Raw genomic sequence first — 16,288 nt, forward strand, 5'->3', positions numbered from 1 at the left:
GTGTTGCCACATAATACAATACGAGAACCCTCCCAAGATGTGAAATATAACCATACTCCTTAAGGAGTATGGTTTTTTTTCTGAAAACAAAGCAATTTGTTTCCTGTAACCATAAAGGTTATAATAGAGTAGTTTCTTAACATTAAACTTTAGAAATATTGGAGGCGAGCGTTTGCGATGAAAGCATTCGAATTTTATAATCCTACACAATTGATCTTTGGTAAAGGACAATTGGAGGCTCTCAAGCGTGAAGTTCCTAAATACGGTAAACGTGTACTGCTTGTATATGGCGGCGGCAGCATTAAGCGCAGCGGTTTGTACGATAATGTAATAAAATTGCTTGGTGAAATTGGTGCAGAGGTAACAGAACTGGCTGGTGTAGAACCGAATCCTCGTTTGTCTACGGTACATAAAGGCGTTGAATTGTGTAAAACAAATCAAATTGATCTTGTACTGGCTGTAGGCGGTGGTAGTGTACTGGATTGCTCCAAAGCTATTGCTGTCGGTGCAAAATATGATGGCGACATGTGGGATTTTGCAGAGCGTAAAGCGGCTCCACAAGCAGCCTTGCCATTAGGTACGGTTCTGACCATGGCGGCAACCGGTTCTGAAATGAACGCAGGTTCTGTTATTACAAACGAAAAAACTCAGGAAAAATTGGGATGGGGCAGTGTACATGCGTTTCCTGCGTTTTCCATTCTTGATCCGGTGAACACATACTCTCTGCCACAAAATCAAACGGTTTACGGAATTGTGGATATGATGTCACATACGCTCGAGCATTATTTTCATTTGGAATCCAATACTCCGGTTCAACTGGGCTGGTGTGAAACGATTTTGCGTACGGTCATAGATGCGGCTCCGGGACTGGTCAACGATCTGGAAAACTACGAGCTGCGTGAAACGATTATGTATTGTGGTACGATGGCACTAAACGGCTTCCTGAACATGGGGCTGACAGGTGACTGGGCTACTCACAATATTGAGCATGCTGTGTCTGCTGTTTATGATATTCCGCATGGTGGAGGACTGGCTATTCTGTTCCCGAACTGGATGAAACATAACTTGCATGTGAAGCCTGAACGTTTCAAACAGCTGGCTGTGAATGTGTTCCATGTGAACCCAGAAGGCAAGAGTGACGAAGAAGTAGCGCTGGAAGGTATTCAAGCATTGCGTGATTTCTGGAACTCGATTGGTGCGCCAAGCCGTCTGGCTGATTATGATATTGATGCGTCCAAAATTGATGTAATGGCTGATAAAGCTGTGAAATTCGGACCTTTCGGAGGCTTTAACAAGCTCAATCGCGAAGATGTAGTCGAAATTTACAAAGCATCCCTGTAAACAGCATTTGGATCATAATAGGCACGTTTGTGCGTCATTAGACGTACGAACGTGCTTTTTTGGGTTTAATTTGGAATATTGGAGGTAAATTTTGAAACTTTTTAAGGTTGAATACGTAAACATAGTTATAGACTGGAAACCAGACTGGAAAGTACATGGAAGGAGGAGTCGCATGGAAACCTTATTTTGGTGGTTGTTGGCAGGAGGCGCAATCTTTACTGTGGTTAGTGTGTTGATCGGGGATGTACTCGGTAGCTGGCTGGATGGGGCGTTAGAGTTGCCGGGCCTTGATTGGTTCAGACCTGTCGTTCTACTTGGGGCTATGACTGCTTTTGGCGGGGCTGGAGTACTACTGACAAAGTATACTGGGCTGACCATGGGCTGGGTTGTTGTGCTAGCTTTAGGGATTGCACTTGTTATTGGAGTGCTAGTATTTTTTGCATTTATCAAGCCCATGGCGAATTCAGAGGTATCCAGCGGCTTCTCGATGCGTGAACTAACTGGCAGAATCGGTGAGGTTACCATTCCTGTACCTGAGGTTGGTTACGGGGAAGTTATGATCCGCTTGGGTGCAGGCAACACCATACATACAGCATCTAGCTTTGATCACAAACCGCTAGCTGCGGGAACCCGTATTGTCGTGGTTGAGGTCGCAGAGGGCGTCGTCCGCGTAGCGTACCTGGACACATAGACGGCGCATTCGCTTAACTTGAAGGGAGCGTGATCGGGAGTGTCAAATTTGCAAGATATTGTGTTGGTCCCTGGAATTGTTGTCATTGTTATCGTCATATTAGGGATTGCTTTTTGGGCCCGTTACAAAACGGTAGGACCGGATGAAGGAATGATTGTGACAGGTTCTTTTCTGGGAAATAAAAATATTTCCGAGGATGAATCTGGTCGCAAGATTAAAATTGTACGTGGTGGGGGCGCCTTCATTTGGCCTATTTTCCAGCAGTCCGAATTCATCTCTCTGTTGTCTCACAAATTGGACGTAACCACACCGGAAGTATATACAGAGCAAGGAGTGCCCGTGATTGCGGATGGTGTGGCGATTATCAAGGTCGGCAGTTCTATTGAGGATGTAGCCACAGCAGCCGAACAGTTCATCGGAAAGCCACTGGAAGCTCTTAGAGGAGAGGCTCAAGAAGTGCTGGAGGGACATTTGCGGGCAATCCTCGGCTCTATGACAGTAGAGGAAGTATACCGTAATCGGGATCGGTTTGCGCAGGAAGTACAGGGCGTGGCTGCGCGCGATCTGAAAAAGATGGGCTTGCAAATCGTTTCATTCACTATCAAAGACGTACGCGATAAACATGGGTATCTGGATGCGCTCGGTAAGCCGAGAATTGCTGCTGTGAAAAGGGATGCAGAGATTGCAGAAGCCGAGGCAGTGCGGGATGCCCGAATTCAGAAGGCACGAGCAGAACAGGAAGGACAGAAGGCCGAACTGTTGCGGGATACGAATATTGCCGAGGCAGCCAAGGAGAAGGAACTGAAGGTGGCTTCGTTTAAGAAAGAACAAGATACAGCCAGGGCAGAAGCCGATCAGGCTTATCACATTCAGGAGGCCCGTGCCAAGCAGACTGCCGTCGAGGAACAGATGAAAGTCGAGTTGGTACGTAAGGAACGGGAGATTGATATTCAAGCCAAGGAAATACAGGTACGTGAAAAGCAATATGATGCGGAAGTGAAAAAGAAGGCGGAAGCCGATCGGTATGCAGTAGAACAAGCGGCGGAAGCCGACAAATCGCGTAAAATGCGTGAGGCAGAATCGCTGCAATACTCGATTGAAACACAGGCTAAAGCGTCAGCTGAACAAAAACGTCTAAACGGGCAAGCAGAAGCGGATGCAGAACGGGCCAAAGGTACAGCCGATGCAGATGTCATCCGTTTGCGTGGTCTCGCGGAAGCTGAGGCCAAGGAAAAACTGGCGGAGGCGTTCCAGAAGTTTGGAGAGGCCGCCGTGCTCGATATTATCGTGAAAATGCTGCCGGATCTGGCAGGACGCATTGCCGAACCGATTGCATCCATTGATAAACTGACTGTTGTGGATACGGGTAAAGGGGAAGGAGCAACGCGTGTCAGCAATTATGTCACCGAACTGATGGCGACGGCTCCCGAGATGCTTAAGAGTGTATCCGGTATTGATGTAGAGCAGTTGATCAAGGGACTAACCACTGGAAAAAATGGTCTTCATTCTGTACCATCCTCCGGTGATGTGAACAAGCTACACAATCCAGCCTCGGTTGAGATGGCACTAACGGATAAAGAACAACGATAAGCCTTTGGGGAACAGATTCTTAGCCCCAAAAAGACCGCTTTTCATCACAGCATTTCCTGGAAATTGTGATGAAAAGCGTTTTCTTTTTATTGACCTTTAGCGGAATATTTGGTACTTTAACGTGGATTCCTCTGAGCTTCATGCTATAATTCTTAGGATCAAGGTTCTGATAAAAGAGGTGCGGATGTGAGCAGCCTAAAAGTGGCCAAAGCGCTGAATAACAATGTGATTATAGGGATGCATCCCGAGCATGATGAGGTTGTCGTGATTGGAAAAGGAATCGGTTTCAATCGCAAACCCGGCGATTTAATGCCGTTGGATTCAGTTGAAAAATTATTTATATTAAAAAGCCATGAAGAGCAGGAGCAATACAAACGATTGCTTCCTGAGCTGGATGAAAAGCTCATTGAGGTCATCGGTGAGGTGCTTCATCTTGTTCAGCTTCAAGCCAAAAAGCCTCTTAATGAGCATATACTGATTGCTTTAACTGACCATATTGCCTTCTCCATCAACCGTCATAAACAGGGGATTACGATTCATAATCCGTTCTTGTATGAAACTAGGGAAATATATCCTCAGGAATACAAGATGGCTGAGCAGGCTGTTGCTTTGATCAAGGATAAGATGGACGTGGATCTGGGAGAAGATGAAATCGGATTCGTAGCTCTGCATATTTATAGTGCTATGACGAACCAACATATCTCCGAGGTTAGGAAGGATTCTCGTCTGATTGCTGACATGGTTCAGGTCGTCGAGACGACACTCGATTACCGAATTCCTCTCCAATCCCTTGATTATTCCCGTCTGCTGACTCATCTGAGATTTGCGATTGAACGTGTACGACGAGGAGAGATTGTGCAGGAGATTTACCGATTGGACAAGCTTTTGAATGAAGAATATCCAGAAATGTATATGCTGGCCTGGAAACTTACGAAGATTATGGAGAAAAGGCTACGTAAACCGGTGTATCCAGCTGAAGTTAGCTATTTGACGATGCATCTGCAGCGTTTGTCCCAACGCAAGCAGGGAGAGCAACAAACCGTGATAAAGCCCGAATAAAAAAGTATTGCCTCGCATTTAGCGTGGTGCTATAATCAATTTTGCAATGAGGAAGACAACAACTAAACATTTTAACGTGTTACTGATTCGATCAGGCATGAGTTGTTTTAAGTTATGATTGTTTACAGCCTAGTGGGGTAAGCTATATCCCAAGGTTGTGTTCAAACATACTTAAATCGGCTCATGCCTTTTTTGTTGTTTTACCTCTGTTCTAAATTTCAGAGAAGGATGTGGATGGTATGTTTAAAAAGCTTTTCGGCGTTTTACAGCGTGTCGGTAAAGCGTTAATGCTTCCAGTAGCTATTTTGCCAGCTGCGGGGCTTTTATTGGGTATCGGCAACATGTTGGTCAATCCTGATTTTCTCCAGTACATCCCTGCATTAAATGCGGGCTGGGTTCAATCGGTAGCGACCATCATGATGAACGCCGGACAAATTGTTTTTGATAATCTGGCGCTGTTGTTTGCAGTCGGCGTAGCCGTCGGTTTGGCGGGCGGCGAAGGTGTAGCAGGTTTGGCTGCGATCATCGGTTACCTCGTAATGAACATTACGCTGGGTACAGCTGTGGGAGTCACACCTGGTCTGATTGCTCAAAAAATACCGGGTTATGCGAATGTGTTGGGTATTCCTACACTGCAAACCGGGGTGTTCGGCGGGATTATCATCGGTATACTGGCCGCTGCTATGTACAACCGATTTTTCAAAATCGAGCTTCCTTCATACCTGGGCTTTTTCGCGGGTAAGCGCTTCGTTCCAATTGCAACGGCAGTATCTTCACTGATTGTTGGACTGGCACTGGTTCTGATCTGGCCTCCAGTTCAGCAAGGGCTTAACGCAGTATCTCACTTTATGGTGTATTCCAACCCGACCTTGTCGGCGTTCCTGTTCGGGGTTATCGAACGTGCGCTCATTCCATTTGGTCTGCATCACATCTGGTACTCACCGTTCTGGTTTGAGTTTGGTGAATATGTTAACAAAGCAGGTCAAACCGTTCACGGTGACCAGCAAATCTTCTTTAGTCAGCTTCGCGACGGCGTGGCACTGACAGCAAGTACGTTCCAAGTAGGTAAATTCCCATTCATGATGTTCGGATTACCAGCTGCAGCACTTGCGATGTATCATGAAGCAAGACCAGAACACAAAAAATATGTAGCAGGTATCATGGGTTCAGCAGCCTTGACTTCGTTCCTGACAGGTATTACGGAGCCACTGGAATTTTCCTTCCTGTTCGTAGCTCCATTGCTGTTTGCAGTACACTGTGTATTTGCAGGTTTGTCATTCATGACGATGCAAATTTTGAATGTTAAAATCGGCATGACGTTCTCTGGTGGATTTATTGACTTCCTGATTTTCGGGATTATTCCAACCCGTACGCCATGGTGGTATGTAATTATCGTCGGTCTGATTTTGGCGGTTATTTACTACTTCGGATTCCGATTCATCATACGGAAATTCAACTTGAAGACACCAGGACGTGAAGAAGCTACAGAAAATGTGGATGGTGCAGCAAGCGGTAGCAGTGATGAGCTTCCACATAACATTTTGGCTGCTTTCGGTGGTTCATCGAATATCAAGCATCTGGATGCATGTATTACACGTCTTCGGATTGAAGTTAATGAGAAATCAAACGTTGACAAAGCTCGTCTGAAACAACTTGGCGCCTCGGGTGTCCTGGAAGTGGGTAACAATGTACAGGCGATCTTCGGTACCCGTTCTGACACCATTAAAACTCAAATGGCTGATATCATGGCAGGACGTACACCTGCACCTGCGCCTTCAGAACCAGCTCCACAAGAGGAAAAGGAAGCCGGAGAACAAAAGCAAACGATTGTTGTGGAAGATATCGTGATGCCAGTTAACGGCGAATTGGTTGACATTTCGACAGTTCCCGATCCAGTATTTGCAGAACGTATGACAGGTGATGGCTTTGCAGTTGTGCCTAATGATGGAACAATTGTTTCTCCTGTCTATGGTAAAGTATTCAATGTATTCCCAAGCAAGCATGCGGTTGGTATTCAATCCGATGGTGGTAAAGAAGTGCTTGTTCATATCGGGGTGAATACAGTGAAGCTTAAAGGTCAAGGATTTGACGTTTTGGTGAACGAAGGCGATCTTGTGTCAGCTGGCCAACCGATCATGAAAGTAGACCTGGAATATGTGAAAGCCAACGCTAAATCCATCATCTCACCTGTCATTTTTACCAACCTTCCAGAAGGTTCTTCGGTAACTTTAAACAAAACTGGAGTATTGAAGGCTGGCGAAGATGGTATAATTACGATAAAATAAACTCTATGTGTTTCGGATTAGTTGATTAGGCGGCTTAAGCCGCCTGGTCATCTGCCCGGTATACTGCGTGTAAACAAATATTATCTTTAGGAAAGTGGGAGGAACAAATTATGCAAACAACTTTTAGAATCACGGATGAAGACGGTATCCATGCACGTCCTGCAACTGCGCTGGTAAATACAGCTAACAAATTCAGCGGTGCTGAGTCTTTCGCCGAAGCTAACGGTAAAAAAGTAACTTTGAAATCCATTCTGGGTGTATTGTCTCTGGGTCTGGAACAAGGGGATACTATTAACATTATCTGCGAAGGCGCTGAAGCTGCTGAAGCATTGAAAGCTCTTGAAAATGTAATCGTTAACGAAGGGCTGGGCGAAGTTCATGCTTAAAATTTCCGGGATTGCCGCTTCGGCAGGCATAGCCATTGCCCGGGCGTTTATCTTGGAGCATCCGAATTACGCTGTAGAGAGACGCGCGGTTGGTGATGTTGAAGCTGAAATCGCAAGATTGGATGCGGCTTTGGCAGAATCTCAAACCGAATTGGAATCGATTAAGGAGAAAACGCTTCGGGAACTGGGTGAGAAAAAAGCAGAAATTTTTGCATCTCACTTGCTCATCCTGAATGATCCTGAATTGATCGATCCGGTTAAAGCTAAAATCAGAGACGAGCAGCTCAATGCTGACTATGCTTTGAATGAAGTAGCTACACAATTTGTTTCCATGTTTGAAAACATGAAAAGTGCATATTTGCAAGAACGCGCATCGGACATGCGTGATGTAACCAAACGGGTGCTTAATCATCTGCTTGGTGTTCATTTTGTCAGTCCTGCAGAAATTGCCGAAGAAACGATTGTACTTGCAGAAGATTTGACACCTTCCGACACAGCTCAGCTGAACCGTGAATTTGTTAAAGGCTTTGCAACGAACATCGGTGGACGCACTTCGCATTCGGCTATTATGGCTCGTTCATTAGAAATTCCTGCTGTTGTAGGAACGAAAAATATATTGTCTCAAGCTAAAAGCGGCGATTTGATTATCGTCGATGGTCTGGATGGTCATGTATTCGTGAATCCTACCGAAGAAATCGTTGCGGAATACCGCGCTAAACAAGTGGCATATGACAAGCAACGCGAAGAGTGGCGTAAGCTGCGTGGCGAAGCTACGGTTTCCGTTGATGGTGTCCATGTCGAACTGGCAGCCAATATTGGTACGCCTAACGATGTAGCTGGTGTTCTGGACAACGGTGGAGAAGGCGTTGGCTTGTACCGTACGGAGTTCTTGTACATGGGACGCGACAAGCTCCCATCCGAAGATGTACAGTACACAGCTTACAAAACGGTTCTGGAAAGAATGGAAGGCAAACCGGTTGTAGTCCGTACTTTGGACATCGGTGGAGATAAAGAACTTCCTTATCTGGATCTGCCGAAAGAGATGAATCCGTTCCTCGGATTCCGTGCTATTCGTCTGTGTCTGGATCGCCAGGATATCTTCCGCACTCAATTGCGTGCTTTGTTGCGTGCAAGTGTACACGGTAACCTGCGCATTATGTTCCCAATGATTGCTACGCTGAACGAATTCCGTGAAGCTAAAGCTGTTTTGTTGGAGGAAAAAGAAAAGTTGGTAGCCGAGGGTGTATCCGTATCTGAAGAAATTCAGCTGGGCATCATGGTAGAAATTCCTTCCACAGCGGTATTGGCTGACCAATTCGCAAAAGAAGTGGATTTCTTTAGTATCGGTACTAACGATCTGATTCAATACACCATGGCAGCAGATCGTATGAACGAACGAGTTTCTTACCTGTATCAACCATATAACCCATCCATTTTGCGTCTGGTGAAAATGGTTATTGATGCCGCTCACCGTGAAGGACGTTGGGTTGGTATGTGTGGTGAAATGGCAGGAGACACCACAGCAATTCCGTTGCTGCTGGGTCTGGGACTTGATGAGTTCAGCATGAGCGCAACTTCCATTCTGCCAGCACGTAGTCAAATCTCTAAGTTGTCCCGTGCGGACATGGAGAAATTGGCTGCAAAAGCTCTGGATATGCAAACAGCTGAGCAGGTTGTTGAATTGGTTCAAAGCATCGAAGCATAAGGAAGGGTATCACATTTTTCAAAGGTTATATCTTTTTCCAACAAAAATTGCTGTATACATACAGCAGCCGGTATCTCAACAGATACCGGCTTTTTTGTATGCTTTGAATTGTTGGGTTGAATTTAATCTTAACTACATGCGCAATTCAGCACAGGTTTACGGGCTGCAGTGGTTTCATCCAGGCGCGTGACTGGAGTGGTATAAGGGGCATTGAGCACCAGCTCAGGGTTCTCCTCGGCTTCGCGCGCAATATGAATCATAGTGTCGACAAAAGCATCAAGCGTCTCTTTACTTTCTGTTTCCGTCGGCTCGATCATGATGCATTCCTCTACATTCAGCGGAAAATAAATGGTAGGTGGATGGTAACCGAAATCAAGCAACCGTTTGGCTACATCAAGCGTGCGCACTCCAAACTTCTTCAAGCCTCGTCCCGACATGACAAATTCGTGTTTACAATGCCCGGGATAAGGCAGATCAAAATACGGAGCCAGCCGATGCATCATGTAGTTGGCATTGAGTACAGCACATTCGGACACTCGCTTCAAGCCATCAGGGCCGTAGCTACGGATATAGGCATAGGCACGGACGAGAATGCCGAAGTTGCCATAAAAGGCTTTGACCCGCCCAATAGAATCTCCCTGCTCCCGATCCCAGCGGTACCTACCCTGCGGATCACGTACGACAAGCGGCTTGGGCAGAAAGGGAATCAGTCGCTGCTTTACGCCGACGGGTCCAGCGCCCGGGCCCCCTCCACCGTGCGGAGTACTCATCGTTTTGTGCAAATTGAGATGCACCACATCAAAGCCCATATCCCCAGGGCGGGTAATCCCCATGATAGCATTGGAATTTGCGCCGTCATAGTAGAGCAGGCCACCTGCGTCATGCACAATTGCGGCAATATCAGTGATTTGCTTCTCGAACAGACCAAGCGTGTTCGGATTGGTCAGCATGAGCGCAGCGGTGTCGTTGCCTACGGCTTGACGCAGCGCATCCAGATCCACCAGCCCCTCTGGGGTAGAGGGAAGGGTGATTGTTTCGAAACCCGCGACGGTTGCACTGGCGGGGTTCGTTCCGTGCGATGAATCCGGCACGAGCACCTTGGTACGTCGCTCGCCACGTGCTTCGTGGTACGAGCGGATCATCATCAGCCCGGTCCATTCGCCATGGGCGCCAGCAGCGGGCTGAAGCGTGACGGCATCCATGCCGGTCAACGCAGCCAGATCATTTTGGAGCGTATGCAGCAGCTCCATAGCCCCCTGGATGCTATCCTCCGGCTGATATGGGTGAATTTTAGCAAAGCCTGCGTAACGGGCAACATCCTCATTCACCTTCGGATTGTATTTCATCGTACACGAGCCAAGCGGATAAAATCCGTTGTCGACGCCGAAATTGCGCTGGGACAGGGCGGTATAATGGCGAATAACATCTACTTCGTATACCTCGGGTAATGCTGCAGGTTCGCTGCGCAGCGCATAATCCGGCAAAAGCTCTGCCACCGGGCGACGGGGAACGTCGCAATCGGGAAGGGAATAAGCGATGCGACCCGGACGGCTCAATTCAAAAATGAGCGTTTGATCGTGTTCCTTTAACAGTTCTTGTTTCTGATCCTGTCCGGTGTGTGTCATAGCAATCCCCCCAAGGTGTGTACAAATTGGTCAATCTCTTCTTTGGTTCTTTGCTCCGTCACGGCAATCAGCATGTGACCAGCAAGTTCCTCATAGTCCCGGCCCAAATCGTAGCCAGCGATAAATCCGGCAGCTAGCAGCTCGGCCTGGAGTTTGCTCATATCTGTACCCTCAGGCAGTTTAAGGGCAAACTCATTAAAGGTTGGTGCGTTAAACGAGGTAGATACACCTTTCAAGCTCAGCAATTGCTCTAACGCATAACGGCTTTTATGCAAATTTAACTCGGCTACTTCCTTGATCCCCTGTCTACCCATGACAGACAAATATACAGATGCAGATAAAGCGAGCAACGCTTGATTGGAGCAAATGTTAGACGTGGCCTTTTCGCGGCGGATATGCTGTTCCCGCGCTTGCAAGGTCAGCACGAAGCCGCGTTTGCCGTTACGGTCTGTGGTTTGGCCTACGATACGTCCAGGGATACGGCGCATATGCGCCTGGGAAACGGCAAAGTAACCGCAGGTCGGACCACCGAGGGAGGATGAGATCCCAAGTGGCTGCGCGTCTCCTACAACAATATCCGCGCCTTGCTTACCAGGGGTCTCTAGCAAGCCTAGTGCCAGTGGATTGGCACTAACAACCATAAGCCCTTGATGCGCATGGATGAGGTCAGCCATCGGCTTCAGATTTTCCACGGCTCCGAAAAAGTTGGGATTTTGGATCAAAACAGCCGCCGTCTGTTCCGATACGGCCGTTGCTAGCGCATCGACATCCGTTACGCCATCCGAACAGCCGATTTCCACAATGTCCAGGTCCAATCCGCGTGCATAGGCTGCCAATACCTGACGTGCCTCTGGATGGACAGACCTTGATACGATAAGCTGTTTACGACGCGTGGCGGAAGCGGCCAATGAGCCCGCTTCCGCCAGAGCTGTAGCCCCATCGTACATGCTGGCATTAGCTACCGCCATACCTGTCAATTCGCAAATATACGACTGGAATTCAAAAATGGCTTGCAGCTCGCCCTGGCTTACTTCCGGCTGATAGGGGGTGTAGGCTGTGTAAAATTCGGAACGTGAGGTGATGTGTTGGATAACGGATGGAATATGATGATCATAAATACCTGCACCAAGAAAGCTGGCATGTGTATCTGTATTGGCGTTTCGTCCGGCCAGCTCGGCCATGTGGCGAGTTAAGGCTCTTTCGTCGAGCCGAGAGGAAAGAGGAAGTTCCCCTTGGTATCGAATAGCCTCTGGAATGTCACTGAATAAATCATCAATGGATGATACGCCCACCACACGCAGCATTTCGGTTTGGTCTTGTTCGGTCATGGGGAGATAGCGATGCTGCTTCATAGGTTCTGGCTCCTTTCGAAAAGCAAAATTTAGATAGTAAATTAGTTAATACATAGTCTTAATTGGAAAATCCAGAATTTTATATCTGACATGATCGCTTTTTTAGAATGAAGAGGATTAAGATCAGCGTAGCCGTTTATAAAAGGGGGCTGGGACCACTTCCGCACGCAGGCGTTTACCACGAATTTCGACCTCCAGCGGTGTCGATAGGGTGCTAAAACGACTGTCCACCAGGGCCAGCCCCAGATTACGCTTCAAGGTGGGCGATTGAGTACCCGTTGTGACCTCACCGATGCGTTGACCTTCAGCGAACACCGGATAATGAGCGCGCGGGATACCGCGGTCAATCATTTCCAGCCCGATCAACTTGCGAGGAATTCCTTGTTCTTTTTGACGTTGCAGTGCTTCCCTGCCGATAAAATCTCCTTTGTTCAACTTGACGAAGAAACCTAAACCAGCCTCAAGCGGTGAAATTGTGGCAGATAACTCCTGTCCGTACAACGGGAGCCGTGCCTCGAAGCGCAGCGTATCGCGAGCACCAAGTCCAGCGGGAATCAGTCCATACGATTCACCGCAACGAAGCAAACCATCCCACACGGCGGGTGCTTCCTCAGCAGGGATATAAAATTCAAAACCGTCTTCGCCGGTATATCCAGTTCGCGAGACAAGTGCTTTTGCTCCGAACAATTGCACGTTCTCATGGAATCGGAAAGATGCCAGATTCGTAATATCTGTATCTGTCACGGCTGCGGTAATACGTGCTGCTTCCGGTCCTTGTAATGCCAGCAATGCTATCGCATCAGACACATTCTCCAGATGAACCGATGCTGGTACGTGGCGTATGAGCCAATCCCAATCTTTGTCGATGTTGGAGGCATTCACAACGAGCATGTAGCGCTCTGGTCCTTTGCAATATACAAGCAAGTCATCCACTACGCCTCCATCGGGGTAACACAGGAGTGAATATTGTGCTTGGCTCGGTTCCAACTGGCTGACATCATTCGTAGTTACCTGTTGCAAAAAAGCCTCAGCTTCTTTGCCTTCAACCAAGAACTCGCCCATATGCGATACATCGAATAAACCTGCACGTTGTCGGACGGCCTCATGCTCCTTTTGAATGCCGCTAAACTGAACGGGGAGTTCCCACCCGCCAAAGTCAATACAACGAACCCCGGGCTGCGTCCCGTAGGACGAATATAGTGGTGTTCTTCGCAAATTAGACATTTTTTCACTCCTATCCAGTGTAATCGGCTAAACAAAAAAGACAGGCTAAAAGAAACGTATAGACGGCAGTCCATACTCTTCTTTCAGCTCTGTCCTTGATACCAGAAAGTTACCCCGGTGTGAACCAGGTTTCCCCTTGGGTGATCCGCTCTTTTCACGGATGCTCTCCAGAGATGCGTCCGGCAGAGGTCCTTTTGCCTGAGAGATTCACCTGCAATGCAAGTTTACTCCTTCGGCGCTACCTTTTGGATCAACGGTATGTTACCCGGTTTTGCAGATAACAACTTGATCCGATTCGCGTGCCCAACTGTCTCACAAACGACAACAGCGATGCGAATATTTTTGGTAGTCTCTCCCTCCGCGTTCATCCGCGTTTGCAGTTGTCGAGGTATTTTCAAAAGCAATTACTATAACCCATTAATACGCAAATCCATTCAAAATGTCAATAAAAATGTCATATAAAACAATATGAAAAACATTTATTATATAAATAAGGATATGTAAGCGTTTGTTACAAGTTATCATTTTTTTATGGACTGCGCTATATGAGTTGGTATGAAGTATTTTTGTTAGTATTATTGACATGGATGTTCTTGTTGTCATAATCTTAACCTGTCTAATACAGGTGATCAAAAGCATTTTATTCATGTGGAAGTGAGGCGAAGCAGGATGAGTGAAGTGAAACAGCAACTTTGGTATACAGACGAACATGAGTGGGTTCAGCGCACAGTGGATGGGACGTTGCGGATCGGCATTACAGACTTTGCACAGCATCAATTGGGTGATATTGTTTTTGTGGAATTACCTGGGGCGGGAACAACGATTGGACAGGGGGCGGAGATTGGTACAATTGAATCGGTGAAGACCGTATCCGATCTTTTTGCTCCGGTGACGGGAACCGTTTTGAAAGTAAATGAAGCTCTGGAAAGTACACCTGAGCTGGTGAATGAATCACCCTATGAAGAGGGTTGGATGATCGAAGTAGAGATGAGCAATGATGTCGAGGAAGCTCTGGGCAAGTTGCTGTCTGCGGAGCAGTACGAGCAGTTGATTTCGGATGAGCAATAATGAGCAATACAGCATGAAATAATAGCGCTTTATTCTGATTTTTTATATGGATATTGAATTAAATAAGAGCATCGTTAGTCCGCTCAGTTTTTGTATAAAATAGTCGCTATGACCTGACATAGCGGCTATTTTTTTGTTGTCTTTTAGAAGACGTATTTACGTTGATTGCGCAGGCTTAGAAGAGAGCCTCTTTATACAATTGCACAGATTTACAACAGTGTTTTTTCGACTAATTTCTATTGTTATCGGCCATATTAAGAAGAATTATACAGGTATAATGCCTTGTCGTTACTTTAAATTTAAATGTTGTCATCAACGTTCATGACGAAAGTACGTTTTCATTTCGTTGATGAAGATAGCGCTGTCATTTAGTATGAATTTTAAGAAAAGGTAGTGATGCTATTTACTCACAAGGAGGATATGAATATGAGCACAGTGGGCACAAAGTCCAGTTCAAACGGTGGCGCTCGCGTCGCCGTACAGCGTTTTGGCCGCTTTCTCAGCGGTATGGTTATGCCCAATATGGGAGCCTTTATCGCGTGGGGATTAATTACGGCCCTTTTTATTCCGACCGGGTGGTTTCCGAATGAGGGTTTTGCACAACTGGTTGATCCGATGAAAAATTATTTGCTGCCGCTGCTGATCGGTTACACGGGAGGCACGATGATTCACGGACAGCGTGGAGGTGTGATCGGTGCCATTATGACGATGGGGGTCATTGTGGGGGCCGATATCCCGATGTTCCTGGGCGCGATGGTAGCTGGTCCGCTGGCTGCATGGATATTGAAGAAGTTCGATAAGGCCATTGAGGGCAAAGTCAAATCAGGTTTTGAAATGCTGGTCAATAATTTCTCGGCTGGGATTATCGGTGCCATTCTAGCATTACTAGCGCATGTGGCGATCGGCCCGATCGTGCAAACCATCAGTCAAGTGTTGTCGACAGGGGTACAGTTCCTCGTGAACGCAGGGCTACTGCCGCTTGTCAATCTCATTATTGAGCCCGGAAAAGTATTATTTCTCAACAACGCACTGAATCATGGAGTATTGAGTCCGATTGCGCTGGAGGAAGCTGCAAGAACAGGAAAATCCGTTTTGTTCATGCTTGAATCCAATCCTGGCCCGGGACTCGGTATTTTGCTGGCCTATTGCCTGTTCGGTAAAGGCTCTGCGAAGTCGTCTGCTCCTGGTGCAGTCATTATTCATTTTTTCGGCGGGATTCATGAAATTTATTTCCCTTATATTTTGATGAAGCCGATTCTGATTCTCGCTGCTATAGCAGGGGGCGTTGTGGGAACCTTCTGTTTTATGTTGACAGGTGCCGGACTGGTTGCTGCTCCTTCACCAGGCAGTATTATTGCTTATTTCCTGATGACACCCAAAGGCGGATATTTGCCGATGCTGAGCGGTGTGATCGCAGCTGCGGTCGTATCCTTTGCGGTTGCCGCAGTATTACTCAAAACTGGTAAGCAAAAGAAAGAGGGGCTGGAGGAAGCTGCATCCCGCCTGAAAGATATGAAAAATCAAAGCAAGGGTGCAAGCACTAACGCCACTGTAATGGAAGATAACCGCGCATCCGATCGTGCTGCCGAGATTGCCGCGGATCGAACGCTTAAGGATAAATCCGAGGTGAATAAAATTGTCTTTTCCTGTGATGCAGGTATGGGTTCAAGCGCCATGGGAGCCTCAATTTTGCGCAAAAAAATGAAACAGGCGGGCTTGGGCGTTACGGTAACGAATACGGCAATCAGTGAAATTCCACAGGATGCGGATATTGTCATTACACAAAAAACGTTGACAGACCGGGCTAAAACGGTAGCCCCGAATGCTGAGCACATTTCCATTGACAATTTCCTGAAGAGCCCTGAATACGAAGCGCTGGTTGAACGGCTGAAATCCGAATCTTAATCCCCATAAAGTCAGGCCGGCTGTATACAGTTTGTATTTCCTGCTGGAAGGGATGAG

General features: G+C 47.1%; 12 protein-coding genes and 1 riboswitch. Of the genes, 9 read left to right on the forward strand and 3 right to left on the reverse strand.

Features of this window, described 5'->3' with window-relative positions; genetic code table 11:
* Window positions 1-177 precede the first annotated feature (177 nt).
* The 7 genes from BN1546_RS18375 (at window position 178) to ptsP (ending at window position 9,057) form a co-directional block, all read left to right on the forward strand.
* Window positions 178-1,341, forward strand: a complete 1,164-nt coding sequence (locus tag BN1546_RS18375; protein ID WP_058830104.1) for an iron-containing alcohol dehydrogenase — start codon at window positions 178-180, stop codon at window positions 1,339-1,341.
* A gap of 172 nt (window positions 1,342-1,513) precedes the next feature.
* Window positions 1,514-2,032 (forward strand): NfeD family membrane protein, encoded by a 519-nt coding sequence (locus BN1546_RS18380; RefSeq protein ID WP_013372583.1) that lies wholly within the window; start codon window positions 1,514-1,516, stop codon window positions 2,030-2,032.
* A 48-nt stretch (window positions 2,033-2,080) separates the two neighbouring features.
* Window positions 2,081-3,622, forward strand: a complete 1,542-nt coding sequence (locus tag BN1546_RS18385) for a flotillin family protein (RefSeq protein ID WP_090738515.1) — start codon at window positions 2,081-2,083, stop codon at window positions 3,620-3,622.
* A gap of 186 nt (window positions 3,623-3,808) precedes the next feature.
* Window positions 3,809-4,681, forward strand: coding sequence for a glucose PTS transporter transcription antiterminator GlcT (gene glcT, locus BN1546_RS18390; protein ID WP_013372581.1), 873 nt, complete (start codon window positions 3,809-3,811; stop codon window positions 4,679-4,681).
* 239 nt (window positions 4,682-4,920) lie between these two features.
* The gene (ptsG, locus tag BN1546_RS18395; RefSeq protein WP_025676128.1) at window positions 4,921-6,966 is read left to right on the forward strand and encodes a glucose-specific PTS transporter subunit IIBC; all 2,046 of its coding nucleotides are present in this window, start codon (window positions 4,921-4,923) and stop codon (window positions 6,964-6,966) included.
* Between the two features lie 110 nt (window positions 6,967-7,076).
* Window positions 7,077-7,352 carry an HPr family phosphocarrier protein gene (locus BN1546_RS18400; RefSeq protein WP_013372579.1) on the forward strand — a complete coding sequence of 92 codons (276 nt, stop codon included), beginning with the start codon at window positions 7,077-7,079 and terminating at the stop codon, window positions 7,350-7,352.
* Window positions 7,345-9,057 (forward strand): phosphoenolpyruvate--protein phosphotransferase, encoded by a 1,713-nt coding sequence (ptsP, locus tag BN1546_RS18405; RefSeq protein ID WP_017426742.1) that lies wholly within the window; start codon window positions 7,345-7,347, stop codon window positions 9,055-9,057. The genes BN1546_RS18400 and ptsP overlap by 8 nt, the downstream gene beginning before the upstream one ends.
* Window positions 9,058-9,185: 128 nt before the next feature.
* On the opposite strand, the gene gcvPB is transcribed toward ptsP, so the two are convergent.
* The 3 genes from gcvPB to gcvT form a co-directional block, all read right to left on the reverse strand.
* Window positions 9,186-10,682 carry an aminomethyl-transferring glycine dehydrogenase subunit GcvPB gene (gcvPB, locus tag BN1546_RS18410; protein WP_090738516.1) on the reverse strand — a complete coding sequence of 499 codons (1,497 nt, stop codon included), beginning with the start codon at window positions 10,680-10,682 and terminating at the stop codon, window positions 9,186-9,188.
* Window positions 10,679-12,034 (reverse strand): aminomethyl-transferring glycine dehydrogenase subunit GcvPA, encoded by a 1,356-nt coding sequence (gene gcvPA / locus BN1546_RS18415; protein ID WP_025676126.1) that lies wholly within the window; start codon window positions 12,032-12,034, stop codon window positions 10,679-10,681. The genes gcvPB and gcvPA overlap by 4 nt, the downstream gene beginning before the upstream one ends.
* A gap of 123 nt (window positions 12,035-12,157) precedes the next feature.
* Entirely contained in the window at window positions 12,158-13,258 is a 1,101-nt protein-coding gene (gene gcvT / locus BN1546_RS18420; protein WP_090738517.1) for a glycine cleavage system aminomethyltransferase GcvT, read from the reverse strand.
* Between the two features lie 176 nt (window positions 13,259-13,434).
* Window positions 13,435-13,626, reverse strand: a riboswitch (glycine riboswitch).
* Window positions 13,627-13,927: 301 nt separating this feature from the next.
* Here gcvT and gcvH point away from each other — a divergent pair.
* A complete protein-coding gene (gene gcvH / locus BN1546_RS18425) occupies window positions 13,928-14,326 on the forward strand; it encodes a glycine cleavage system protein GcvH (protein ID WP_090738518.1) in 399 nt (132 codons plus the stop codon).
* Window positions 14,327-14,752: 426 nt separating this feature from the next.
* A complete protein-coding gene (locus tag BN1546_RS18430) occupies window positions 14,753-16,231 on the forward strand; it encodes a PTS mannitol transporter subunit IIBC (protein ID WP_090738519.1) in 1,479 nt (492 codons plus the stop codon).
* Window positions 16,232-16,288 lie beyond the last annotated feature (57 nt).

Source organism: Paenibacillus sp. Mc5Re-14, from assembly GCF_001049835.1.
GTDB classification, from domain to species: Bacteria; Bacillota; Bacilli; order Paenibacillales; family Paenibacillaceae; genus Paenibacillus; species Paenibacillus polymyxa_C.